The organism is Streptosporangium sp. NPDC049644, assembly GCF_040675205.1.
GTDB classification, from domain to species: Bacteria; Actinomycetota; Actinomycetes; order Streptosporangiales; family Streptosporangiaceae; genus Streptosporangium; species Streptosporangium fukuiense.
Genome location: NZ_JBFAOJ010000034.1, coordinates 21054 through 44475, shown reverse-complemented (window position 1 = coordinate 44475; position 23422 = coordinate 21054). Strand labels below are relative to the sequence as shown.

Below are 23422 nucleotides of genomic sequence, written 5' to 3'. Positions count from 1 at the left end.
TCAGCGGATGCCGCGCCTCTGTGGCAGGTCGATGCCGCCGAACACGGTGGCCAGGGCGAGCCCGGCGAGGCCGATGACGACAAGGCCGAGCAGCAGCCAGGCGACGGGGTGCCCGAGGTTGAGCGTCCAGCTGGAGGAGCCCAGCCGGGCGTGGACGAGAAGGGCGGGGTCGCGCCGGTTGACATAGATCGTGCCCGCGAGGAACCAGTGCCGGTCGTCGTCGCGCTGCGCCATCCCGGTGTCCTCCTGCTGTTCACCGGGCAGGGCGGGCAGGCGGTGCCCTGCCTGGCCGACCTTCGTCTCCCACACCAGCCATCCGCCGATCAGGGCGACCAACGGCAGGCACCCGGCCACCAGCCACCCGGCCGTATCCCCGACGACCCCCCATTGCCGCAACGCCCAGACGAGCAGGCTCAGATCGAGGCAGGCGGCGGACAGCAGCGACAAGGCGGCCACACCGCGTAGGTAGACGCGGTAGCGGCGAGCCGAGGACCTGGGCCGGGCCGCGTCGAGGTCGGGCCGGGCACGCAACACGATCAGGATCACGACGACGACCAGCAGGGTGAGCCCGACCTGGGTCAACACGGGTTCGAGCCATCCGGCCACGGTGCCGGACGACCACCAGCCGATCCCCGCGGTGAGCAGCACGACCGCCAGGGCGGGCGCCCCCCACACCCACGGCACGCGGACCGGGTCGGTGCGGAAGGTCGTGTCCATGGTGATGCCCTGACGCCGCTCGCCCGCCCATCCCCCACCGCTCTTGGCGGCGCGGACCTTGAGGTGGGCGCGGTAGTACAGCAGCAGATCGACGGCGACCAGTGCCCCGAGTGTCACCGCCGGCCGCCCTGTGAGGATCGAGGCCGCCGCGGCGACGACGGCCACCACGACGACCAGGCGGGCGTAGGTGCGCCGCTGGGTGACGATCGCCGGGTCGCCCGCCCGCTCGGCGGTCACCCGCACCCCGAACGGCAGCGTCGGCCGCGCCAGCGCGGGCAGCACCAGCATGAGGCAGGTGACCAGCGCGACCAGAGCCAGGTCGGCGGCGACGGACAGCGTCACGGCCGTGTCCCGAAGCCGGCCACGATCGCCGCGCAGCGTCGTATCACGTCGTCGCGGTCCAGGCCGTGGACGGTGGCTTCCGCCAGGAGTACCCGCATTCTCTCTTCCCAGTCGTCGATGAATCCGGTCTCGGGCGGGCCGGTGTCGGCATCGCGGCGGATGACCGCGCCGCTCTTCCGGTTGATCCGGATGACGCCCTGCTGTCGTAGCAGGTCATAGGACTTGTTCACGGTATGGAAATTGATACCGAAGTCCGCGGCGAGCTGCCGCGTCGAAGGTAGTGGGTCGCCTTCGCGCGCCTGCCGGCGGGCGATCGCCTCCACGACCCGGTCCCTGATCTGCTGGTAGATCGGGACCTCGCTGTCCAGGTCAAGTGTCAGGTGCACATCGACATCCTATCTGATATACAACTAATAGAACAGATACAACTCGTCGAGGAGGCAGCATGATCCAGGTACGGATTCACGACGGAACGCTGAGCGTGCGTTTTCCGTCGTGGACGCGACTGTTCGTCAAGACCGGCCAGGTGGACGTGCCCCTGGAGGCGATCGCCGACGTACACCACCTCGACCGGCCGCTCGCCGCGGCCAAGGGGCTGCGTTCCGGGCTGGTGGTCAGCGGCTACACCAAGGTCGGCACGTGGACGTCCTTCGGCGGCGTCAAGCGGCTGGTGGCCGCCCGCCGAGGCGTTCCGGGCGTGCGGATCGTCCTGAAGCACAGGGTGGCGGGCGTCGACGAGCTGATCCTCAGCGTCCAGGACGCCCAGGAGATCCGGCGCCGGCTGACGCGGGTGCGACAGTGAGCATCGAGGCACGCGGCCTGACCAAGACGTTCGGCCCGGTATCCGCCGTCACCGACCTCACCTTCCGGGCCGTCCCCGGCACGGTGACCGGCTTCCTCGGGCCGAACGGCGCGGGCAAGACCACCACCATGCGGATGATGCTGGGCCTGGTCGCGCCCACCTCCGGCACCGCCACCATCGACGGAAAGCGCTACGCCGACCTGGCCAGGCCGTCGGCGACCGTCGGCGCGGTGCTGGACGGCTCCGGATTCCACCCCGCCCACACGGCCCTGCGCCACCTGCGGATCTACTCCCGCATGGGCGGATACAGCGAAGCCCGTGCCCTGCGGGTCGCCGAGTTGACCGGGGTGTCGGCCTTCGCCGACCGCGCCACCCGCACCCTGTCCACCGGCATGCGCCAGCGCCTCAACCTGGCCACCGCCCTGCTCGGCGACCCCCACGTGCTCCTGCTCGACGAGCCGGGCAACGGCCTCGATCCCGAGGGCATCGCCTGGATGCGCGCCTTCCTGCGCGACCTGGCCGCCGAGGGCCGCACCGTCCTGATCTCCAGCCACGTCCTCGGCGAGATCGAGCAGACGGCCGACCACGTCGTGGTGATACGTCAGGGACGACTGATCGCCACCGGCCCCATCTCCGAGCTGTACGGCAGGACGGCCGTGCTTGTCCGGTCACCGCAGGCGGACCGGCTCAGAAGTCACCTCACGGTCCCCACCGAGGTCCTGGGACCGGACACCCTGCGCGTCCACGACATGACCACCGCGCAGGTCGCGACCGCCGCGGCGGACCGCGGCATCGCACTGCACGAGATCGTCCCCGAACGCCCCACCCTTGAGCAGGCGTTCCTCAATCTCACCGGAGACCACCGATGATCGCTCTCATCGCGGCGGAATGGAGCCGCCTGACCGGCACCAGACTGTGGCTGTGGGGTCTGCTGGCCGCTCTCGGCAGCGGTGCCTTCACCGGGCTGCTCGCGCTCATCGGGCCGGAGAACTTCACTCCGCCCATGCCTGGCCTGGACACGGCCGAAGGCGTGCACGTCGTGCTCGGCCTGCTCGGGTTCACCATGTTCGTCCCCGCCCTGCTCGGGACGGCCGCAGTGACCACCGAACACCGGCACCGGACCATCACCACCACGGCACTGTTCGCCCCCCGGCGGTGGACCTGGCTGGTGGCCAAGCTCCTCACCTACACCGGAGGCGGGCTCGCCTACGGCCTCATCGCCTGCACCGTCGCCGCCGGCGCCCTCTTCGCCGCGGCGGCGCTCAAGGGTGTCGCCCTTGGCCTGCCCACGGGCACCGTCCTGGCGCTCCTGGCCCGCATCGCTCTGGCCATGGCCGTCCACACCCTGCTCGGCGCGGCGGTGGGCGCGATCCTGCGCAACCAGGTGGCGGCACTCGTCGCCGTCGGCGCCTACCTGTACATGATCGAGACCGTCCTCATGCTCATCCCCGGTGTCAAGGCGGTCTACCCCTACCTGCCGGGCGGCGCGACCGCCGCGCTGACCGGATTCACCTACCTGGCCGACGCCATCGCCGGCCAGACCGGCACCTCGGCCACCGCGTTGCTCTCCGCGCCACTCGGCGCCGCCGTACTGCTGGCCTATGCCCTGATCGCCACCGCCGTCGCCGTCGCAGCACCGCTCAGGCGAGACATCATGTGAAGGACTCGCCGGATCACCTGGTGATCCGGCACCGGCCGATCTCCCAGCCGGTGTGGCGGCCCCGCCCGGTCCGGTGGCGGGCTTCGGGCGGGGCCGCCGGGGGTCAGCGGGCCTCGTGGCGCCGCTGGCAGGCGATGCAGTACCGGGCGAGCGGACGGATCTTCAGCCTCTCGAAGGGGATGTCCGCGTCGCAGCCGGCGCACCGGCCGTAGGTACCGGCGTCAAGGCTCTCCAGGGCCCGCCTGGTCTCCGCGAGATCGCGGCCCGCGGCGGCGAGGGCGACGAGCTCGTCCTGCCGGGACGCGACCTCCCCGTCCTCCACCGAGGCTTCGAGCTCGTTCACCCGGGTGGTACGCCACAGGAGTTGCTCGTCCAGTTCCTCGCGGATGATCCGGGCCTGCACGCTGCTGAGACGGGTGCCCTCACTGTTGACTGACATGATCGGAAGTCCTTTCCAAAGCTGAGAACGCCAAGCGGCGCAGCTGGCCGCGCTCGTCGTCGAGTTCGCCCGGCGGGGCCTGGTCACGGCCTCGCGGACATGGCGTGAAACGGGCCGGGGTACGGCCCGACGGAACCTGCGGGGTATCGGCCGGGGCGGGGGTGTGCACAGAGTCGCGGCCGTTCCACGGCTCTGTCCGGTGACACGCGGACGCGGCGGACGGCGATGCGCGCCCCCGGGCGTTCGGTGAACACCGGCGCGCGTACGCCACCCGCCGGTCGAGCGCGTGGCCCGACAGGTGAAGGGGAATGGATCGGCTAGATCAGGGGCGGGCTGCGCGAGCCCGAGGTCCGGTGGGTGGCCAGCTGGGGGCTGCGCACCATGTCCGGATCCCGCCACGCGGGGGACAGGAGCGGTAGCAGGTTCGCCAGATCGGAGGCGGAGCGCTGGTGCAGCCGCCGGAGGGCCGGCATGTGCTCGAAGGCGCCGGCGGACGCCCGCGGCATGGTCGACGACTGTTCGAGCCAGTGTCCGGGCTCCCAGACGTCGCCGGTCGCTCCGGGGGACCGCAGGGCGGGGCCGCCGCCGTACGAGGTCGGGGCCAGGGCGGCGAGCAGGAGGGCGGCCAGAACCAAGCCCACCACCACGGACAGGGCGGTGGACTCACGTGGGGTTCGCCACGAGGTCGCCATGCTGCCGACCATAGCCCAACCAGCGAAAACAGGCACACGCCCAGCCCGGCGCCCCTGGACTCGCCTGCCTGCCCGCGCCGGCAGGCGGTGGAGACGGCCCGGCCGATCCGCCCGGGAAGGCCGTCCGGACCCGGCCCCGAGTTCCGGCAAGCGGGAGTTCAGCAGGTGCCAAGACGGGCGCGTCAGGCTGTTCCGTATGTCGTTCCTACCAAGAACCCATGAGATTCCCGCAGGTGTGGAGCATGACCGGTTCCGCATCCGGCCCATCACGGTGCACGACGCGGTGCGTGACTTCGACGCCGTGATGAGCAGCGCCGCCCGGCTGCGGGAGCGCTTCCCGCTGTGGGGCGGCTGGCCGCTCGACGACATGACACTGGAGGACAACCTGATCGATCTGGCCTGGCACCAGAAGGAGGCGCTGCTGCGCAGATCGTTCAACTACGCGGTGCTGGACCCGGAGGGGTCCCGGCTGCTCGGCTGCGTCTACATCGATCCTCCGGAAAGGCAGGGGGCCGACGCCGACGTGTCGTTCTGGGTGCGGGCCGACGAGGAGGGCACGGGCCTGGAGGAGGAACTGGAGCCGGTGGTCCGCGCCTGGTTGCGCGAGGCGTGGCCGTACGCCTCGGTCCGCTGGCCCGGCAGGGAGATCTCCTGGCAGGAGTGGGATCTCCTGCCGGGCGTGCCCGGAGAGTAGACGGGCTCCGGCCGCGGACGGGGACGCGGGAGCCCCTGGCGAAGGCGGTCGATCTCGCGGCGGGCGTGCGAGCAGGGCCGGCCGTTCGTCTTCGGCGACCAACGGCCTGTGAGCGGGCAGGGTCGGCTGTTCTCTCAGGCGGCCAACGGCCTGTGAACGGGCGACGGCCGCCGGTCGGGGGACCGGCGGCCGTGCGGGCGTCAGGCGGGGTCAGCGGGCGTCGCCGACCTTCACCTTCTCCTTGCGGTAGTTCTTGCCGTTGCCGTCAGGCTTGTAGTTGTTCTCGACGTTGCCGGCGATGTCGACGGCGAACCAGCGGATCTCGGTGGTCTTGTCGATCGTGATCTGCTGGGCGCTCTCGCGCATTCCCGCGGCGGCGAGCTTGGTGGAGCCCAGCGTCGGGCGGCTGCCGTCCAGCGTGTAGTACACGTTGGCGGGCTCGTCGGTCTTGAAGGTGAAGGTGGCCGAGGTGCCGGTCTGCCCCGTCACGCTCAGCTCCGACTTCGGCTGCTTCTTGTCGCCGGAGAAGGACCTGGCGACCTCCAGGATGCCGATCTGGCCGGCGGCGAACTCCATCGCCTCCTCGTGGCCCTCCTCGAACGGCGGCTGGAAGCCGACCGCCTGGAAGCGCTTGGTCTCCGGGTTGTAGACGTCCGCGCCGACCTCGAAGTCCCAGCCGATGATGCCCCGGTTGAACCAGTGCTCGTCGGCGCTGTTGCCGGCCGCGGAGTACAGCACGTCCGGCACCGGACCGGTGCGGCCCGGCCAGATCGCCGTACCGCGCCAGGACTGGACCGCGGACAGGATGTGGTCGGACGCCTTCCAGAAGAAGTTCTCCGTGCCGTAGTCGACCCGCGGCAGCAGCTCGCGCCCGGCGGCCTTGTAGGCGCCCGGAGGCCACATGAAGTAGCCGCCGTAGGAGTGCGTGTTCATCGCGAACTTGATGTTCGGGAACCGGGTGGTGAGCCAGACCTGGTTGCGCGCCTCCGGCTCGGACAGCTCGGCCGGGCCCGCGAAGGTGTCGCTGGTGCAGACCGTCGAGGCGCCGCTGTAGCCGTCGAACACCGAGCCGACCGAGAAGTTGCGGTTCAGGTCCACGCCCCAGGAGTTGCGCCGGGCCGGGTCGCCGTTGTTCACGTCGCAGTGGTTGAACATGTTGCGACGCTGCATGTTGTAGTCGTACATGCTGTAGTGCCCGCCGTCGGGGTTGGACGTGGGCAGGATGAAGATGTCGAGGTCGTCGACCAGCTTCTTGGTCTCCGCGTCACGGGCGTAGTTGCGCAGCAGCCGCTCGGCGGTCTCCAGGCAGACCAGCGGGGTCACCCATTCGCGGGCGTGCTCCTGGCAGTAGAGGAACACGCCGGTCTTCGAACCGTCGCGCTTCTTGCCGATGCGCAGCGCCTTCATCTGGAACGGGTCGCGCGAGACGGTGGCCGGCGCCTTGAGGTTGTCCGTCAGCTTCGTCGCCGCGGCGGCGGCGACGAGGCCGGCGCCGGCGTTGCCCCGGTAGGTGGCGGCGGTCAGCAGCGCGGAGGCGGCGGCGTCGCCGTTGAGCGCGGTGACCACCTGGACGGCGGTGCTGTTGATCGCACCGGACCCGTCGGTGCCGAGGTTGACCACGACGTCCTTGCCGCTCACCGAGACGCTCAGCGCGGCCGAGGCGGCGTCCGGCCTCACCAGGGCGACGCTGATGTCGTTGCCGCCCTCGTGCCCGTAGGCCTTCGAGCTCACGTAGAGCGTGCTCGCCGCGACCGTGCCGAACTGGGCCTGCGCCGCCCGGCGGTAGCCGTTCGTCTTGTTGGGCAGGTCGACGATCTGGCTGATCTTCGGGAACTCCGCGGCCAGGGCGGTGATCCGGCCGGTGAGCTCGGTGGGGTCCATGTAGCGGTCGACGAAGTCCGCGACGTAGTGCTTGCTCGGCGCCTTGCGCCTCTCACCCAGCCACTTGGTCACCGGGACCGTGACCGAGCCGCCCCGGTTGCTGGTGACGGTGACCTTGGTGGGAACCGCGGTGAGGGCCAGCGGCGAGTTGAACCGGTGGTACATGTACTGGCCGGCGTCGGTGAAGCGCGACATCGTCGTGGTGCCGCCCGAGTCCGGGGCCGTGTTCTTCCCGCTGTCCCAGGTGGCGGTGAGCACGGTCTGCGCGTCGGTGGCGCTCGACTTCACCTCCACCGCGAGGAAGTACTCACCGTCGAGGCTGGTGAACCACTCGGCGCGGAGCGGGGTCAGCGTGTCGGTGTCCGCGGCCGCCTCCGCCGCCTTGGTGAGCGCCTCCTGCCGTGCGGCCCTGTTCTCGGCCACGTCGGTCTGGTCGGAGATGGCACCGCGCACGTCGAAGCCGAGGACGCGCAACTCCTGCGCCTCCTCCGGGCTCAGCACGGCGTGCACCTCAAGGCCCTCGTCGACGGACCTCTTGTACTCCGCGAGGTCGACGCCCATGGTGTTGAGCCGGTCGACGGCCTCCTGGTCGGGGACGATGACGCGCAGCAGCGCCACGCCGTTCTGCTCTGTGCTGGACTGCCGGTCGGGGGCGACCTCACTGGCCTGCGGTGCCGGATCGGCCAGTACAGGCATCGCGCTGAGGCTGAGGGCAAGGGGCAGGGCGAGTACGACCGCGACGCGACCGGCTCTCCTCCCGTTGAGGGGGCTCCTCATGAAAAACTCCTCCAGTTCGCGCACACCCCAGATAGTTGGTCATTCTGGAATGAAGTGCGCAATTGGCAAGAATCCTCGCTAGAGGTCGAATATTCGTCAAGGCCCCAAAACGGCATATCAGGCGTGCTTAAATTCTGTAAGCAAATATTCACATGAAGGTTATATATGACTTATGCCATTCAGCCCAGAACTGTGATATATAGCAAAGATCAATAGCCTGTCAAGTAAGTACATCACGTAATTGATGGGCGTTTGGGTGGTTTGCAACCATTAGTGGCCATATGTCGCTATCGCAACCGGGCGCGATCCTGGCGATCGGCACCCCGCCGCCCCCGCCGCCGGCCGGACCGGCGCCCGCCGGTGAAGCACCCCGGGCGGCCGGGACGGTTCCCCAAAACCTCGCGGAACAAAAGGCCGTCAAGTTCCGCAAACCTCGGTAACACCCACCAAAAACGCAATACGCCTTTAGACCCGCCCTCCCCCTTCCCGATCGCTACCCTTCGCAATGAAAAGTCAACGGTGAGTAAAGAGGGCGCTCATGGGGCGAAGGTTGATCGTGACGGCGATCGCGGGGGCGGGGGTGGCCGTCGTCGCCGGCGCGCTGCTGTTCGTCTCCGGCGAGCAGGGGTCGCAGGCGGCGCGGTCCGCCCCGCGGATGCCCGCGCGGGAGGATCCACTGACCGGTCAGGAGGTCGCCCAGGCCACCGCCATCGCGTCGGCGGGCTCCAGGTCGCACCTGGCCGCGGGGCGGATCAAGCTGCTCTACGTGGAGCGCGACGACGACAAGGACGTCTCGGACCGCCGCCGTGCCGACGCGTATCTCTACGACTACGGCAGTGACCGGCTCATCGTGCGGACCGTCGACCTCGGCCGGGGCACCGTCGTACGGGAGACGGTGGCGCGGGGGGTGCAGCCGCCGCCGTCGAAGGAGGAGGAGACGACGGCCGCCGGGCTCCTGCTGGCCCACGCGGGATACGGCAAGGTCGCGCGCGAGGCGTACGCCGGGGCGGGGGGCGGGCGGCTGGGGTCGGCGGCGGACCTGGGGCTGCGCGGGCTGATCTTCACCCCGTCCGGCGAGAGGGGACCGGCCAGGCAGTGCGAGGTCCACCGGTGCCTGCGGCTGTTCGTCCGGCTGCCCGACGGCACCTGGCTGGACACCAGCCGGCTCGTCGTCGACCTGTCCGCCAAGAAGATCCATACCCTGGAGTGGTAATCAGTGTTCCTCCGCCTCACCCTCTCCTGCGCCCTGCTCGCCGGAACCCTCACCGCCCCCCAGGCCGCACCGGCACAGGCCGCGCCGATACCGCCGCTCCCCTCGCCCGGCGCACCGTCCGGCGCCCCGGCCGAGACGGCGGAGACGACCGCCGCGCAGCCCGCGACGGCACCGTGTAACGCGCCGTACCGGATCGACAAGACCCTGCCCAACGGGGCGCGCTGGCAGCTCTGCTGGGAGATGCGCAACGTCGAGGGGCTGACCCTGACCAGGGTCGTCTACACACCGAGGAACCAGCGGGCGATCGCCGTGCTGCGCAGCACCTCGCTGGCCCAGATCCACGTGCCCTACGACAGGGGCCGGCCGCGCTACCACGACATCGGGTCGCTGGGCTACACCGCCATCCCGCTCCGGGCGGCCGACTGCCCGCTCGGCGAGCGTCGCGAGCAGTTCGTCTGCGTGACGACCAGGGCCCGCGGCCACGCGTACCTGAAGTCGGTCCCCGACCAGCCGAACCTGACGGCCCAGGGGCGTGACCTGGTGGTGTTCGCCGCCTTCCAGGTCGGCTGGTACACCTACCTGGCCGAATGGGCCTTCTCCGACGACGGCGCGATCACCCCGCGGGTGGGGGCCACCGGGTCGCTCGCCGGTTTCACCACCACGCCGGAGCACGGCTGGCCCATCGGGGTGGGCGACGACAGGTTCGAGGCGAGCCACACGCACAACATCTTCTGGCGCCTGGACTTCGACGTGGCGGGCCGGGCCGACGACGTCGTGGAGCAGTACGACTTCAGCGGCTCGGGCACCGCGAACCGGCGGCTTGAGCGGACGACGTTCGGCACCGAGGCCAAGGCCGTCAGCAGGCCGATGCGCTGGTGGCGGGTGGTGGACCGCAAGGTGCGCAACGCCGACGGGCACCGCGTCTCCTGGGAGATCAACAACTCCGACAGCGCCCAGTACCGGGGCCCCGCCGACGAGGCCTTCACCCGGGCCGATCTCTACGTCACCGACTACCGCTCCTGCGAGCGCCTGGCGAGCGTCAACCCGACTCCCCGGTGCGCCAAGTCCGTCGACCGCTACACCAACGGCGAGCGACTGACCGACCCGGTCCTGTGGGTCAACGTCGGCTACCACCACGTCCCCCGCGACGAGGACGCCGATCCCATGCCGAGTCACTGGCAGGGATTCCGCATCACCCCCCGCGACGTCACCGCCAAGAACCCGTACTGACGCCCGGTTCCGGCACGCTCCACATAGTCGGCAATCGTCACTTTTCTCCCATTCGGCTCCGCACCTTTTCCTCACACGCATGGTGATAGTGGACAAGGGCATGGGTTGAGAGACCCGGGTAGGGCAAGGTAGGGGCTATCGATCTACGGGAGTTGACTCATGAACGCGCACTTGGACCTGGACCGGCTCGCGGGCGGAGCGCACCATGATCCGCACTCGATCCTCGGGGCGCACCAGGGTCCCGAGGGCGTGACGATACGGACGCTGCGCCCGCTGGCACAGCAGGTCCAGGCCCTCGTGGACGACAGGGCCCACGACATGAGGCACGTGGCCCACGGCGTCTTCGCGGTGACGATCCCCGGCCTCGACAAGATCCCCGACTACCGGCTCCGGATCGCCTACCCCGATGCCGAGCCCTACCAGACGGACGATCCCTACCGGCACTGGCCCACGCTGGGCGAGATGGATCTGCACCTGATCGGCGAGGGGCGCCACGAGCGGCTCTGGGAGACCCTCGGCGCGCGGGTCATGCGGCACGAGGACGTCGAGGGCACGGCCTTCGCCGTGTGGGCGCCCAACGCCCGCGGCGTCCGGGTCATCGGCGACTTCAACCACTGGGACGGCACCGCGTATCCCATGCGCTCGCTCGGCAGGTCGGGCGTGTGGGAGCTGTTCATCCCCGGTCTCGGCCCCGGCGACCGTTACAAGTTCGGCATCCTCGGCTCGGACGGGATCTGGCGGGCCAAGGCCGACCCGATGGCCCGGCGTACCGAGACACCGCCCGCGACCGCGTCGGTGATCGAGAAGTCGGAGTACAGCTGGCGGGACGAGGAATGGATGCGGCGCCGCGCCGGCGGCGGCGCGGTGCGCGAGCCGATGAGCGTCTACGAGGTGCACCTCGGCTCCTGGCGCCCCGGCCTGTCGTACCGGGAACTGGCCGTCGAACTGGTCGACTACGTGGTGGACATGGGGTTCACGCACGTGGAGTTCATGCCGGTGGCCGAACATCCGTTCGGCGGTTCCTGGGGTTACCAGGTGACGTCCTACTATGCGCCGACCGCCCGCTTCGGCTCTCCCGACGACTTCCGCCATCTGGTCGACAGCCTGCACGAGGCGGGCATCGGGGTACTGGTCGACTGGGTGCCCGCGCACTTCCCGATGGACGACTGGGCACTGGCCAGGTTCGACGGCACCCCGCTGTACGAGCACGCCGACCCCGCGCGGGGCGAGCACCCCGAGTGGGGCACCTACATCTTCGACTTCGGCCGCAGGGAGGTGCGCAACTTCCTGGTCGCCAACGCGGTGTACTGGCTGCGCGAGTTCCACATCGACGGGCTGCGCGTCGACGCGGTGGCCTCGATGCTCTACCTCGACTACTCGCGGCGCGAGGGCGAGTGGACGCCGAACGAGTACGGCGGCAGGGAGAACCTCGACGCGGTCGAGTTCCTCAAGGAGATGAACGCGGTCGCCTACCGCGAGGCGCCGGGCATCGTCACCGTCGCCGAGGAGTCGACCGCGTGGCCGGGCGTCTCACGCCCCGTGCACCTGGGCGGGCTCGGCTTCGGGTTCAAGTGGAACATGGGCTGGATGCACGACACGCTCGCCTACCTCGGGCACGAGCCGGTCTTCCGCCAGTACCACCACCACCAGATGACGTTCTCGCTGATGTACGCGTACTCGGAGAACTTCGTGCTGCCGCTGTCGCACGACGAGGTGGTGCACGGCAAGGGGTCGCTGCTCGGCAAGATGCCCGGTGACGAGTGGCAGCGGTTCGCGAACCTGCGCGCGCTGTTCGCCTTCATGTGGGCCCACCCGGGCAAGCAGCTGCTGTTCATGGGCGGCGAGTTCGGCCAGGGGTCGGAGTGGTCGGAGGAGCGCGGGCTCGACTGGTGGGTGCTCGACTTCGACGGGCACCGGGGGGTGCAGCAGCTGGTCCGCGACCTCAACCGGGTCTACAAGGACTCTCCCGCCCTGTGGAGCGTGGACGCCTCCCCCGAAGGGTTTCGCTGGATCGACGCCGACGACGCCCAGGGCAACGTGTTCTCCTTCCTCCGCTACGCCGAGGACGGCTCGGCGGTGGCCTGCGTGGCCAACTTCTCCGGCGCCCCGCACGAGAACTACCGTCTCGGCCTGCCCTTCCCCGGCTCTTGGGAGGAGGTGCTCAACACCGACGCCTACGACTACGCGGGCAGCGGCGTGGGCAACCTCGGCGCCGTCGAGGCCGTCGAGGAGCAGCGCCACGGCCTGCCGTACTCCACCACACTGCGCGTCCCGCCGCTGGGCGCCCTCTGGCTGCGCCACCCCGGTGAGTCCACCGTGGAGCCCGCGGCGGACGAGCGCGCTGTGCGGATCGTACGGGAGCGACCGGAGAGGCGGGCCGCGACCGAGTCGCCCGCCGACGAGCCGGAGGAGCGCGAGGAGGCCGAACCGGCCTGATCACAACTCAACAACACTCGCACACAGTATCGAATACTCCTCTACCCTCAAGATCGCGAGGCGTGGTGATCTTCGATCCCGCCCGCCAAGTGATCAGCGGGCGTGCGCGGCAGCGGGCGCCCCCTTCCCTGGAGGTTGAGTGAGACTTCGACGTCTCACGGCGGGCGCCATCGCGCTCACCGCCGTTTGGGCGACCCTGGTCGCCACCCCCGTCTCCGCTCTCGCGGCAGGACCGCCGCACTCGGCCGGTCCCGCCATCGACCCCGCCGTCACAACCGGGGTCGCCTCGGGGGAGAGAGTCCGCGCCATCGTCGGCGTGGCCGAGGGGCAGTCCGTCGCCTCCGTCGCCCGCAGCGCGGAGGCCGCCTCGCCGGAGACCGGCGTCCTGCCCGGCTCCGGCACCGAGACGTTCTTCGTCATGAACGTCGACGGGCCGACGCTCGCCGCGCTCGGCGGCGACCGGCGCGTCGCGTCCGTCCACGAGGACCGGCTCAGCGCTCCCGCGCTCGCCTCCACCACCAAGGTGATCGGCGCCGACAGGGCGTACCTGGCCGGCGCCACCGGAGCGGGCCAGAACATCGCCATCCTGGACAGCGGCATCGACCGCGACCACCCGTTCCTCGCGGGCCGGATCGTGGCCGAGGCGTGCTTCTCACACAACGCGGAGGAGTGGAGGAGCCGCACGCTCTGTCCCGACGGCAGCACCAGGCAGGTCGGCCCCGGTTCGGCGGACGCCGAGACGGCCCAGTGCGTGGGCCCGCGCGGAAACCTGTGCGGCCACGGCACGCACGTCGCCGGGATCGCCGCGGGCAAGCGGTTCGGGAAGGAACAGGCGAACGGCGTCGCCCCCGGCGCGGGCATCATCGCGATCCAGGTGTTCAGCCGCTTCCTCGACGAGGAGCAGTGCGGCAAGGGCAAGGCCCCGTGCGTGCTGGCCTGGGCCTCCGACCAGCTCCGTGCGCTGGACTACGTGATCGACCTCACCAGGACCCATCGGATCGCCGCGGCCACCATGAGCGTCAGCCAGCCCGGCGACAACCCGTACGACGAGAACGAGACGTGCGACGTCGAGCCTGTCAGCGAGGAGATCGCCGAGCTGCTGAAGCTGGGCGTCCCGACCGTCATCGCCTCAGGCAACGGGGGGTACGAGGGCAGGGTGAGCGTCCCCGGTTGCGTCCGCAAGGCCGTCACGGTGGGCGCCACGAACGACCATGACGCCATGGCACCCTTCTCCAACCGGGGAATCCTGCTGGATCTGCTGGCCCCGGGGGTCGGGGTCAGGTCCTCGGTCCCCGGCGGCGGCTGGGCCACCCGGAGCGGCACCTCGATGGCCGCCGCGCACGTGGCGGGTGCCTTCGCACTGCTCAGGGAGCACTCGCCGGAGGCGAGCCCGGCCGAGTTGCTCGCGCGGCTGCAGGACACCGGCAAGGCGGTCACCTACCGCAACCGGGGCAGCGACGTGACCACGAAACGGATCGACGTGCACGCCGCGCTCGGTCCGGCACCGTCCGCCACCCCGACCCCCACCCCGACCCCCAGCCCGACCCCCACCGCCACGCCGTCGCCCAGTGCGACGCCCACCACCGCACCCGCCACGTCCTCGCCGGCCACGACGCCGGCCACGACGCCGTCGCCCGACCCGACGGGCACGGACGCGGGTCCGACCACCCCGGACCCGCTCCCCGAGGCTGGCACCTGCCGGCGAGGCGGCGGCACGAAGGCGCTGACCTCCGCGCGGTGGGCCTTCGAGCTGCGCCGGGGCAGCGGGAGGCTCTCGGACCTCACCCTCTCCTGCTATCTGAGCCTGGCCCAGAAGGGCAGCAAGGTCTTCCCCGAGGTCACCGCGTCGGGCTCGCTCGGCAGTGCCTACCGGGTCCTGAAGGGCAGGGCAGGCAAGGCCGCGCTCGACCGTGAGCTGCTGGCCGCCTGGCTGAACTGGGCCCACGGCGCGTACGACGGTTCCTCCAGGGTGCGCGGCACCACCACGCTGAAGAGCGCGATCGCCGCCGCGGAGAGGCAGCGCCTCAACGGCAAGGCGACCGGTGTCCAGGTCGCCGCCGCGACCGGATACCTGCAAAAGCACGTCAACCGGGCAAGGTAGCCCTTCTCCGCGCTCTCTTCGCTCCCCGTGAGAGTGTCCATTCGAACCCAGGAGGCACCCCAGGGGGGCGATTCACCTCGCCGAACATGATTACCCGGGCCGGTCACGCCGCTGTGTGACCGGCCCGCTTTATGTCTATTTAATGCCTTAAATCCGTTTCGCATTTCACAGTCGTTCCGCGACACTCCGGCACAGACCCCCCTCCCGCCGCACCCACCCCGCCATCACTTCTCCCAAAACCTTAAATCGGCCTTATATCCGCGACCGAGGCATTGACCGTCGACGAAGGAGAACCTACGCTCAAGAAATTAATAGGAAACTTTCCTATGAATACGGGGGCTAGGCACTCTCTGACCTGGAGCGACCCTTGCGACGAATTACCATCGGCTCCTTCATCGCAGCGGCGGCGCTGCTGATCCCGCTGGGGATCGGCAACGCCACGGCCGCCACACCCGCCACCGCGACCTACTCGACCGTTACCGACTGGGGTTCCGGCTTCGAGGGCAAGGTCGTCGTCAAGGCCGGCACGAGCGCGCTGACCAGCTGGAAGGTCGAGTTCGACCTGCCCACCGGCTCGTCGATCAGCACGGCCTGGGACGCGGACCTGACCAAGAGCGGGAACCACTACACCTTCGTCAACAAGTCGTGGAACGGCGCGCTGGCCTCGGGCGCCTCGGTGAGCTTCGGCTTCAACGGCGCACCCGGCGGAGTGTCCGGCGTGCTCAACTGCACGCTGAACGGCGCCCGCTGCGACGGCACCGGCGGCCCCGACCCCACGCCGACCCCGACGGTGACCCCGACGGTGACCCCGACCCCCACGCCGACCGTGACCCCGACCGTCGACCCCTCTGCCAAGAAGCTCATCGGCTACTTCACCCAGTGGGGCGTCTACGGCCGCAACTACCACGTGAAGAACCTGGTCACCAGCGGCTCGGCGAGCAAGCTGACGCACATCCTGTACGCCTTCGGCAACACCACCGGCGGCCGGTGCACCATCGGTGACTCCTACGCCGACTACGACAAGGCATACACCGCGGACCAGAGCGTCGACGGCGTGGCCGACACCTGGGACCAGCCGCTGCGTGGCAACTTCAACCAGCTCCGCAAGCTGAAGAAGGCCTACCCGAACATCAAGGTCATCTGGTCCTTCGGCGGCTGGACCTGGTCCGGCGGCTTCACCCAGGCCGCGGCCAACCCGACCGCGTTCGCCGACTCCTGCTACAACCTGGTCGAGGACCCGCGCTGGGCGGACGTGTTCGATGGCATCGACATCGACTGGGAGTACCCCAACTCCTGCGGTCTCACCTGTGACAACAGCGGCCCGAACGCGTTCAAGAACGTGATCTCCGCACTGCGGGCCAAGTTCGGCACCGGCAACCTGGTCACGGCGGCCATCACCGCCGACGGCTCCACCGGCGGCAAGATGGACGTCGCCGACTACGCCGGCGCGGTCTCGAATCTCAACTGGCTCATGCCGATGACCTACGACTTCTTCGGCGCCTGGGACGCCAAGGGCCCGACGGCTCCGCACTCGCCCCTCACCGCCCTTCCCGACCCCACGAAGCCCGGCTTCTACTCCGACGCCGCCATCCAGAAGCTGAAGGGCAAGGGGGTGCCGGCCAACAAGCTCATGCTCGGCATCGGCTTCTACGGTCGCGGCTGGACCGGCGTGACCCAGGCGGCTCCCGGTGGCACCGCCACCGGCCCCGCCCCCGGCACCTATGAGCAGGGCAACGAGGACTACAAGGTCCTCAAGACCAAGTGCCCGGCCACCGGCACCGTCGCCGGCACCGCCTACGGCTTCTGCAACGGCCAGTGGTGGGGCTACGACACCCCCGCCACCATCACCGGCAAGATGACCTACGCCAAGAACCAGGGTCTGGGCGGCGCGTTCTTCTGGGAGACCAGCGGCGACACCGCGAACGGTGAGCTCATCACCGCCATGTCCAACGGTCTCAAGTAATATCCCAATCACTCGACCCTCCGTGTGCGTCAGGCCGCGGGGGGTCGAGCAGTTTCTGAGAAGATCCTCAAAATCCGGGGCAAAGTATTCACGCGTCGCATATGGCTGTTTAGACTCCGAAACGCCCTTTGATCCCCCCGGAGGACGTGTGCGAGTTCGAGCCCTGGTGGCCCTGGCGTTGGTCCTCACCATCGCACCCGCGGTACCCGCCCTCGCCGAGAACCCTCCGGCTCCCCCGGGCGCCTCCGCGAGTCCGTCCCCCGGCCCGGATGAGACCGCGCCCGCCGACGTACCGGCCCCGCCCGCCGACGGCGAGGCTCCGCCCGATGGCGGCGGTGATGGCGAACCCCAGCCGAAGCTGGAGGCGGGGCTGGCCGCGGAGAGCGACGGGACCCGGGTGATCGTCGAGCTGGCGGCCCCCGAGGCGGCGGCGCCGGTCGCCGGGGAGGCGGAGCGACTCCCCGATGCCCAGGTCGTCCTCGAACCCTCCGACACCTCGTTCATCGTGGTCGAGGGCAGCGGCGAGTCGCTCGCCAAGCTGGCCGAGGACCCGCGCGTCCTGTCCATCCGCCGCGACCGCGTCTACTCCCCCGCCGCGTTGACTTCGCTGACCTCGCTGGGCTCGTTGGCCTCCGGCCTGCAGGTGGTCGGCGCGGACAAGGCGCACGCCGCCGGGGTCAAGGGGGCGGGCCAGACGATCGCGATCATCGACACCGGGATCGACGCCGACCATCCCGACTTCGGGGGCAAGGTCGTGGAGCAGGCCTGCTTCTCCGCGACGGACGGGGGCACGCGGTCGCTGTGCCCGAACGGGCAGACGAGCGACCCCGGATCCGCCGACGCCGAGACCCCCGCCTGCGTCCACGAGCAGGTCAACCTCTGCGACCACGGCACCCATGTGGCGGGCATCGCGCACGCCGTCGCCCCCGACGCGGACATCGTGGCGATCCAGGTCTTCAGCAGGTTGAACGACTGCGGCGAGGCGGGCGGGGCCTGCCTGGTCGCGTTCGACTCCGCGATCCTGCTCGCCCTGGAGCACGTCGCGAAGCTCAGGGAGGGCGGCAGGAACATCGCCGCGGTGAACCTCAGCCTCGGCGGCGGCCTCTACGAGAACGCGTGTGACGCCGAGCCGGAGGTGTCGGCGTTGAAGGGCGGGATCGACGGCCTCCGTGCCAAGGGCGTGGCCGTGGTGGCCGCCGCCGGCAACGAGGGCCTGTCCGGCGCCGGGGCTCCCGGCTGTCTCTCCGGCGCGGTGACCGTGGGCGCGACGGGCGACGACGACGACATCCCCTACTGGTCCAACTACGGCTCCGTGCTCGACCTCTTCGCTCCCGGCCTTGACATCGACTCCGCGGTGCCGGGCGGCGGCCACCAGGTCTACAGCGGCACCTCGATGTCCACCCCGTTCGTCACCGGCGCCCTGGCACTGGTGGCCCAGAAGGCGCCGGGCACCCCGGACGCGCTGGAGGCCGCGCTGAAGACCGCGGGCCGGCCGATCACCTACGGCAGCGTGACCACCCCCCGCCTCGACCTGAACGCCGCGATCGCCGGGGGCACCCCCGGCGATCCCATCACCCAGACCCCTCCCCCCGACTCCTCCGACTCCCCTGAGGACCCGTCGGAGGACCCGTCCGAGGAGCCCAGTCCGGAACCGAGTTCGGGTCCCACGCCCACACCCACGCCGACCGACCCGGTGCCGACGCCGATCCCGCTGCCGACGGTGACGGTCACCGTGACGGTGACCGTCCCCCCGACGACTCCCCCTGCGGCCTCCACGGTGTGCACGCGCGGCAAGTCCACGAAGACGCTGACCGCCGCGCAGTGGGCGACGGAGATCAGCCGGGGCTCCGGGACGATCCCGGACGCGACGCTCGGCTGCTACCTCGGTCTGGTGAGCAAGGCCAGCAAGGTCTTCTCCGAGGTCACCCGCGCCTCCACCCTGGGCACCGCGTACAAGGTGCTCAAGCCTGCCAAGAAGACGTCGAAGGCCAAGCTGGAGGGCGAGCTGCTGGCCGCCTGGCTGAACTGGGCGAACGGCGGGGTGAACTTCACCGCGAAGATCAAGGAGACGGCGACGCTGCAGACGGTCCTCACCTCGGTGGAGAAGCAGCGCCTGAAGGGCACCACTCCCGCCGCGTCCACCTCGCTGCTCAAGAAGAAGGTGAACGCCCGCCGGGCCGCCTAGTGCTCCGTTCTCAACGGAGGTCGCGAACGCGCTGCGGGGAAACCGAGATCGCCAGGCCTGCCCTCCTGAGCCGGGACCGAGGTGGATCTGTACCTCCGGTGAGGGACGTCGCACTGGACGGACCAGACAGCGCGTCCCATGCGGCCAGGGAAGTGACACGGCGGCCCTCGACCCGTCCGTTTCCGACCTCGCCGTACAGTGGGCTGTGAGGGCAACGGCGGCGTGCTGTGCGGGCACGCCGGGATCGACGAGCCACTCGGTCGCACCTGAGGTCTGCGCTCACAGAGGTTAGCCATGACCGGACTCAACGTCACCCAGAAATTGATCGGCGCCCACCTCGTGGACGGCGTGATGACACCCGGGGAAGAGATCGGGCTGCGCATCGACCAGACCCTGACGCAGGACGCGACGGGGACGATGGTGATGCTGGAGCTGGAGGCGCTCGGCCTGGACCGGGTTCGCACCCGGACATCGGTGCAGTACGTCGACCACAACCTGTTGCAGACCGATGAACGGAACATGGCCGATCACCTGTTCCTGCGTTCGGCCTGCCATCGTTTCGGGGTGTGGTACTCCAGGCCCGGTAACGGCGTGTCGCATCCGACGCACATGCAGCGCTTCGGAGTTCCGGGCGCGTCGATGGTCGGCTCCGACTCCCACACCTGTGCCGCCGGATCGCTGGGCATGCTCGCCGTCGGCGTGGGCGGCCTGGAGGTCGCCATGGCGATGGCGGGGCAACCGCTGTACCTGACGATGCCGGAGATCTGGGGAGTGCGCCTGACCGGCACGCTCCCGCCGTGGGTGTCGGCCAAGGACGTGATCCTGGAGATGCTGCGCCGTCACGGCGTCGAAGGCGGGGTGGGCCGGATCATCGAGTATCACGGACCGGGGCTGACCGCGCTGTCGGCGATGGACCGGCACGTCATCGCGAACATGGGCGCGGAACTCGGCGCGACGACGTCCGTGTTCCCCGCCGACGAGCAGGTGCGCGCGTTCCTCGCCGCCGAAGGGCGAGCCGGCGACTTCGCCGAGATCCTTCCCGATCTCGGCGCCCGCTACGACGTTCGCGAGGAGATCGACCTGTCGGTCCTCGAACCACTGATCGCCGCGCCCACCTCGCCGGGCAACGTCGTCCCGGTACGCCAGGTCGCCGGCGAGGACGTCCACCAGGTCGTGATCGGTTCCTCGGCCAATCCGGGGTTGCGGGACTTCGCGATCGTCGCCGCCATCCTGGCGGGCCGCCAGGCGCATCCTCAGGTGTCGGTGGACGTCAATCCGACCTCGCGGGAGATCCTCGCCGACCTCACCCGCATGGGGGCCACCCTCGACCTGATCAGGGCCGGCGCGCGGCTGCACCAGGCCGGATGCATGGGCTGCATCGGCATGGGGCAGGCGCCCGCGGTCGGCCGCAACAGCCTGCGCACCGTACCGCGTAACTTCCCGGGCCGGTCGGGAACGAAGGAGGACTCGGTGTGGCTGTGCTCTCCGGAGACGGCGGCGGCCGCCGCGCTGACCGGGCGCATCACGGACCCGAGGACACTGCCCGGCCTGCTGGGGATCGACTATCCCGCCCTGACGTCGCCCGCGCGGGCCGGTGCGCCCGAGGGCATGTTCGAGCCGCCCCTCGCCCCTGCCGAGGCGCGGCGGGTCGAGTTGGTCAAGGCGGCCAGCATCGGGAGACTGCCCGACTTCGATCCGTTGCCGGACCGGCTGCGCGGCCCCGTCCTGATCAAACTGGGCGATGACGTCTCCACCGACGAGATCCTGCCCGCCGGGGCCCGTGTCCTGCCCTTCCGCAGCGACGTCGCACGGCTCGCCGAGTTCACCTTCGGCCAGATCGACGAGAGCTATCCCGCCCGAGCACACCGAGCCGGACCGCACGTCATCGTCGCGGGCGCCAACTATGGTCAAGGGTCGTCTCGCGAACACGCCGTGATAGCACCTCGTTACCTCGGCCTGTGCGTGGTGATCGCGAAATCCTACGCCCGCATCCACTGGCAGAACCTCGCCAACTTCGGGGTACTGGCCCTGGAGTTCACCGACCCGGCGGACTACGAGCGCGTCGGCCAGGGCGACGAGCTGTCCCTGCGGGACCTGAGGGCCGCGTTGGAGAGGGGCGGAGACATCGTCGTACGCGACACGACCATGGGCGCCGACGTCGTCGTCCGCCACCGGCTCTCCCCCCGCCAGATCGCGATGGTGCTCGCCGGTGGGCAGATTCCCCTGATCAAGGCGCAGACCGCGGCGTGAGAAGGCACTGCGGGGATCCCGGAGGGGGAGTACGACGGCTCCAACGCCGTTTCACGAAACATAACGATACCCACCGCCTCAGGTGAGGTGGCGATTCATTTCACAACATATGGCCTAAGTGGGATGAGTGAAGGATCTCGCGCCGGGTGCACGGGGGTAGGGGACCCGTGAGGTGAGTCCGTTCGAAGGGAGAACGTCATGTCCCAGCCAAGAGACTTCCACCCGTACTCCGGCTCCAACGGTCCCCCGGTGCAGCAGGAGGACTTACAGGACTACGCGGCCTGGGAGAACAGGGCTCGAATCTTCCTGCAGCCCATCGCGGCGCCGTCCATCCTCGGGCTGTTCGGGCTGGCCGGTGCGACGCTGATCGTCGGCGCCTGGCTGGCCCGCTGGTACGGCACCGCGGTCACGCCGCTCATCGTCTTCCCGTTCGTGATGGCTTTCGGCGGCCTCGCCCAGTTCCTCGCGGCCATGTGGTCCTACCGGGCGCGGGACGGGCTGGCTACGGCGGTACACGGCCTGTGGGGCACTTTCTGGCTGGCGTTCGGCCTGCTGTTCGGCCTGGTCGCCGTGGGTGCCATGCCCATCGCGCTCACCCCGGTGATCGGGGTGGGCAACCCCGGCTTCGCGTTCTGGTTCCTGGTCCTGTGCCTGGTCACCGGCCTGACGGCGATCGCGGCGTTCGCGGAGAACGCGACCGTGGGGTTGCTGCTGGCGGTCCTGGCCGTCGGGGCCGGGTTCATCGCGGCGGGATTCTTCGCCGGCTCCACATGGCCGGTCATCATCGGCGGATGGCTGTTCGTGGTGGGCGCCTGCATCGCCCTCTACACGGCCACCGCGCTGATCTTCGAGTCCAGCTTCGGCCGTACGGTGCTGCCGACCGGCCGGTACAGCCGTGCGGCCAACATTCCCGGGCGCCGGGCGATCAGGCCGCTGGAGTACATCCACGGACAACCCGGCGTGAAGGTCGGGCAGTGAGCGCCCATCGGCCGAGTCCATCAGTGCGGCCGGCGGTGAACGTACGACTTCCCGCTGGTCACAACGGTGATGAAGCGCGACCGTATCACTCGGAACACGAAGGAGGCCGACCATGACCGACCACGTCGATCCGGCCGGCGCCACCGGGTTGTTCATGCCTGGATGAGAGTGAGGACGTTGCCGGCCGGGTCCTTGACCTGCGCCTTGACCACCCAGCCGTTGTCGGTCGGCGGCATGGCGACCGCGCCGCCCAGTTCGGCCGCGCGGCGGACCGCCTGCTCAAGGTCCGGGACCACCACGCCCAGGGCGACGCCGGCCTGTTCGGTTTCGACGATCGCCCCGCCCAGCCCGCCGGGCGTCCGAACCAGCGCGTACCCCGGCCCCTTGCGGTCGATCTGCCAGTCCAGCAGATCGCCGTAGAAGCGGTGCAGACCCGCGTCGTCCGGGCCGCTGATGTCGAAATGCGCCACCGCGTTCGCCGGGCGCGCAGTCTGTTCGTTCATGTCATGTCCTCCTGGGTCTCTTCGCCGTCCCGGGCCTGGACGGTGGTCGGAAAAGCCTGCACGAGCAGGTCGGCAAGCCGGTGAAGCCGTTCGGGGCAGGCCCGGTAGAGCCGATACGTCCGGTCGACTCTCATCGTGACCAAGCCGGTCTTGCGCAGCACCTTCAGGTGCTCCGAAATGCTGGCCGGGGCCAGGCCGAGTTCGTCGGCCAGTTCTCCCGCGCCGCGCTCACGCTCCCAGACCTCGGAGAGGATACGCCGACGGTGCCTGCCGGCCACGGCGCGCAGGAGTTCGTCGAGATCATCCGGCTCGATCACGACGGCGATGCTATTTCGGATTAATACGAAATAGCAAGCTGACCCGACGTGCAGCAGGAACCGGGTACCCGGCAGGCAGGTGAACCTCGCCACACCGGCACCGCCGGTGAGGGATCGTCCACCACGTACCCGGCAGGCAGGCGAACGCCCGGCGGGGCCGACGAAAGCGGGACACCGGCGAGCCCCGCCACCCTGCCTCCCCAGAAAGCAGTCGAACCTTCGCCGATCCGCATAAGCCCGGT

19 protein-coding genes are annotated in these 23422 nt (G+C 69.9%); 12 read left to right on the top strand and 7 right to left on the bottom strand.

Going from position 1 to position 23422, the window contains the following annotated elements; all coding sequences use genetic code 11:
* Both AB0J58_RS20555 and AB0J58_RS20550 read right to left on the bottom strand, forming a co-directional pair.
* Window positions 1-1059, bottom strand: coding sequence for a hypothetical protein (locus AB0J58_RS20555; RefSeq protein ID WP_364217786.1), 1059 nt, complete (start codon window positions 1057-1059; stop codon window positions 1-3).
* Entirely contained in the window at window positions 1056-1445 is a 390-nt protein-coding gene (locus AB0J58_RS20550; RefSeq protein ID WP_364217784.1) for a GntR family transcriptional regulator, read from the bottom strand. Before AB0J58_RS20550 ends, AB0J58_RS20555 begins: the two co-directional genes overlap by 4 nt.
* Before the next feature lie 59 nt (window positions 1446-1504).
* On the opposite strand from AB0J58_RS20550, the gene AB0J58_RS20545 reads away from it, so the two are divergent.
* The 3 genes from AB0J58_RS20545 to AB0J58_RS20535 are packed head-to-tail and all read left to right on the top strand — an operon-like array spanning window position 1505 to window position 3521.
* Window positions 1505-1861: a hypothetical protein gene (locus AB0J58_RS20545; protein WP_364217782.1), complete on the top strand. Its 357-nt coding sequence runs from the start codon at window positions 1505-1507 to the stop codon at window positions 1859-1861.
* The gene (locus AB0J58_RS20540) at window positions 1858-2730 is read left to right on the top strand and encodes an ATP-binding cassette domain-containing protein (RefSeq protein ID WP_364217780.1); all 873 of its coding nucleotides are present in this window, start codon (window positions 1858-1860) and stop codon (window positions 2728-2730) included. The genes AB0J58_RS20545 and AB0J58_RS20540 overlap by 4 nt, the downstream gene beginning before the upstream one ends.
* Entirely contained in the window at window positions 2727-3521 is a 795-nt protein-coding gene (locus AB0J58_RS20535; protein WP_364217778.1) for an ABC transporter permease, read from the top strand. Before AB0J58_RS20540 ends, AB0J58_RS20535 begins: the two co-directional genes overlap by 4 nt.
* 103 nt (window positions 3522-3624) lie before the next feature.
* Here AB0J58_RS20535 and AB0J58_RS20530 read toward each other — a convergent pair whose 3' ends face one another.
* Window positions 3625-3960 (bottom strand): TraR/DksA C4-type zinc finger protein, encoded by a 336-nt coding sequence (locus AB0J58_RS20530; RefSeq protein ID WP_364217776.1) that lies wholly within the window; start codon window positions 3958-3960, stop codon window positions 3625-3627.
* Window positions 3961-4277: 317 nt separating this feature from the next.
* On the bottom strand, window positions 4278-4652 hold the full coding sequence (locus AB0J58_RS20525; RefSeq protein ID WP_343973013.1) for a hypothetical protein: 375 nt from the start codon (window positions 4650-4652) through the stop codon (window positions 4278-4280).
* Window positions 4653-4848: 196 nt separating this feature from the next.
* Here AB0J58_RS20525 and AB0J58_RS20520 point away from each other — a divergent pair, with 196 nt between their 5' ends.
* Window positions 4849-5346, top strand: a complete 498-nt coding sequence (locus AB0J58_RS20520) for a GNAT family N-acetyltransferase (protein ID WP_364217774.1) — start codon at window positions 4849-4851, stop codon at window positions 5344-5346.
* Window positions 5347-5556: 210 nt separating this feature from the next.
* Here the strand turns inward: AB0J58_RS20520 and AB0J58_RS20515 are convergent, their stop codons facing one another.
* On the bottom strand, window positions 5557-8004 hold the full coding sequence (locus AB0J58_RS20515; protein ID WP_364217772.1) for a M14 family metallopeptidase: 2448 nt from the start codon (window positions 8002-8004) through the stop codon (window positions 5557-5559).
* A 538-nt stretch (window positions 8005-8542) separates the two neighbouring features.
* Here AB0J58_RS20515 and AB0J58_RS20510 point away from each other — a divergent pair.
* From AB0J58_RS20510 to AB0J58_RS20475, 8 genes are all read left to right on the top strand, one after another.
* The gene (locus AB0J58_RS20510; protein WP_364217770.1) at window positions 8543-9217 is read left to right on the top strand and encodes a hypothetical protein; all 675 of its coding nucleotides are present in this window, start codon (window positions 8543-8545) and stop codon (window positions 9215-9217) included.
* A gap of 3 nt (window positions 9218-9220) precedes the next feature.
* The gene (locus tag AB0J58_RS20505; protein ID WP_364217768.1) at window positions 9221-10447 is read left to right on the top strand and encodes a copper amine oxidase; all 1227 of its coding nucleotides are present in this window, start codon (window positions 9221-9223) and stop codon (window positions 10445-10447) included.
* A 159-nt stretch (window positions 10448-10606) separates the two neighbouring features.
* The gene (gene glgB / locus AB0J58_RS20500) at window positions 10607-12883 is read left to right on the top strand and encodes a 1,4-alpha-glucan branching protein GlgB (RefSeq protein ID WP_364217766.1); all 2277 of its coding nucleotides are present in this window, start codon (window positions 10607-10609) and stop codon (window positions 12881-12883) included.
* 139 nt (window positions 12884-13022) lie between these two features.
* A complete protein-coding gene (locus AB0J58_RS20495; RefSeq protein WP_364217764.1) occupies window positions 13023-14984 on the top strand; it encodes a S8 family serine peptidase in 1962 nt (653 codons plus the stop codon).
* A 367-nt stretch (window positions 14985-15351) separates the two neighbouring features.
* Complete coding sequence (locus tag AB0J58_RS20490) at window positions 15352-16947, top strand: glycosyl hydrolase family 18 protein (RefSeq protein WP_364217762.1); 1596 nt, start codon at window positions 15352-15354, stop codon at window positions 16945-16947.
* A gap of 148 nt (window positions 16948-17095) precedes the next feature.
* Window positions 17096-19132 (top strand): S8 family serine peptidase, encoded by a 2037-nt coding sequence (locus AB0J58_RS20485; RefSeq protein ID WP_364217760.1) that lies wholly within the window; start codon window positions 17096-17098, stop codon window positions 19130-19132.
* A gap of 294 nt (window positions 19133-19426) precedes the next feature.
* Window positions 19427-21382, top strand: coding sequence for an aconitate hydratase (locus AB0J58_RS20480; RefSeq protein ID WP_364217758.1), 1956 nt, complete (start codon window positions 19427-19429; stop codon window positions 21380-21382).
* A gap of 198 nt (window positions 21383-21580) precedes the next feature.
* Window positions 21581-22360, top strand: a complete 780-nt coding sequence (locus tag AB0J58_RS20475) for a GPR1/FUN34/YaaH family transporter (protein WP_364217756.1) — start codon at window positions 21581-21583, stop codon at window positions 22358-22360.
* Window positions 22361-22512: 152 nt separating this feature from the next.
* On the opposite strand, the gene AB0J58_RS20470 is transcribed toward AB0J58_RS20475, so the two are convergent.
* Both AB0J58_RS20470 and AB0J58_RS20465 read right to left on the bottom strand, forming a co-directional pair.
* Window positions 22513-22863, bottom strand: coding sequence for a VOC family protein (locus tag AB0J58_RS20470; protein WP_364217754.1), 351 nt, complete (start codon window positions 22861-22863; stop codon window positions 22513-22515).
* Window positions 22860-23180, bottom strand: a complete 321-nt coding sequence (locus AB0J58_RS20465) for a metalloregulator ArsR/SmtB family transcription factor (protein ID WP_364217752.1) — start codon at window positions 23178-23180, stop codon at window positions 22860-22862. The genes AB0J58_RS20470 and AB0J58_RS20465 overlap by 4 nt, the downstream gene beginning before the upstream one ends.
* Window positions 23181-23422: the final 242 nt, after the last annotated feature.

What these genes read in the sequence shown, in the direction of transcription:
- AB0J58_RS20535 (WP_364217778.1), top strand. Translation starts at nt 2,727, where the DNA reads ATGATCGCTCTCATCGCGGCGGAATGGAGCCGCCTGACCGGCACCAGA.
- AB0J58_RS20475 (WP_364217756.1), top strand. Translation starts at nt 21,581, where the DNA reads ATGTCCCAGCCAAGAGACTTCCACCCGTACTCCGGCTCCAACGGTCCC.
- AB0J58_RS20530 (WP_364217776.1), bottom strand. Translation starts at nt 3,960, where the DNA reads ATGTCAGTCAACAGTGAGGGCACCCGTCTCAGCAGCGTGCAGGCCCGG.
- AB0J58_RS20545 (WP_364217782.1), top strand. Translation starts at nt 1,505, where the DNA reads ATGATCCAGGTACGGATTCACGACGGAACGCTGAGCGTGCGTTTTCCG.
- AB0J58_RS20520 (WP_364217774.1), top strand. Translation starts at nt 4,849, where the DNA reads ATGTCGTTCCTACCAAGAACCCATGAGATTCCCGCAGGTGTGGAGCAT.
- AB0J58_RS20525 (WP_343973013.1), bottom strand. Translation starts at nt 4,652, where the DNA reads ATGGCGACCTCGTGGCGAACCCCACGTGAGTCCACCGCCCTGTCCGTG.
- AB0J58_RS20480 (WP_364217758.1), top strand. Translation starts at nt 19,427, where the DNA reads ATGACCGGACTCAACGTCACCCAGAAATTGATCGGCGCCCACCTCGTG.
- glgB (WP_364217766.1), top strand. Translation starts at nt 10,607, where the DNA reads ATGAACGCGCACTTGGACCTGGACCGGCTCGCGGGCGGAGCGCACCAT.
- AB0J58_RS20515 (WP_364217772.1), bottom strand. Translation starts at nt 8,004, where the DNA reads ATGAGGAGCCCCCTCAACGGGAGGAGAGCCGGTCGCGTCGCGGTCGTA.
- AB0J58_RS20470 (WP_364217754.1), bottom strand. Translation starts at nt 22,863, where the DNA reads ATGAACGAACAGACTGCGCGCCCGGCGAACGCGGTGGCGCATTTCGAC.
- AB0J58_RS20510 (WP_364217770.1), top strand. Translation starts at nt 8,543, where the DNA reads ATGGGGCGAAGGTTGATCGTGACGGCGATCGCGGGGGCGGGGGTGGCC.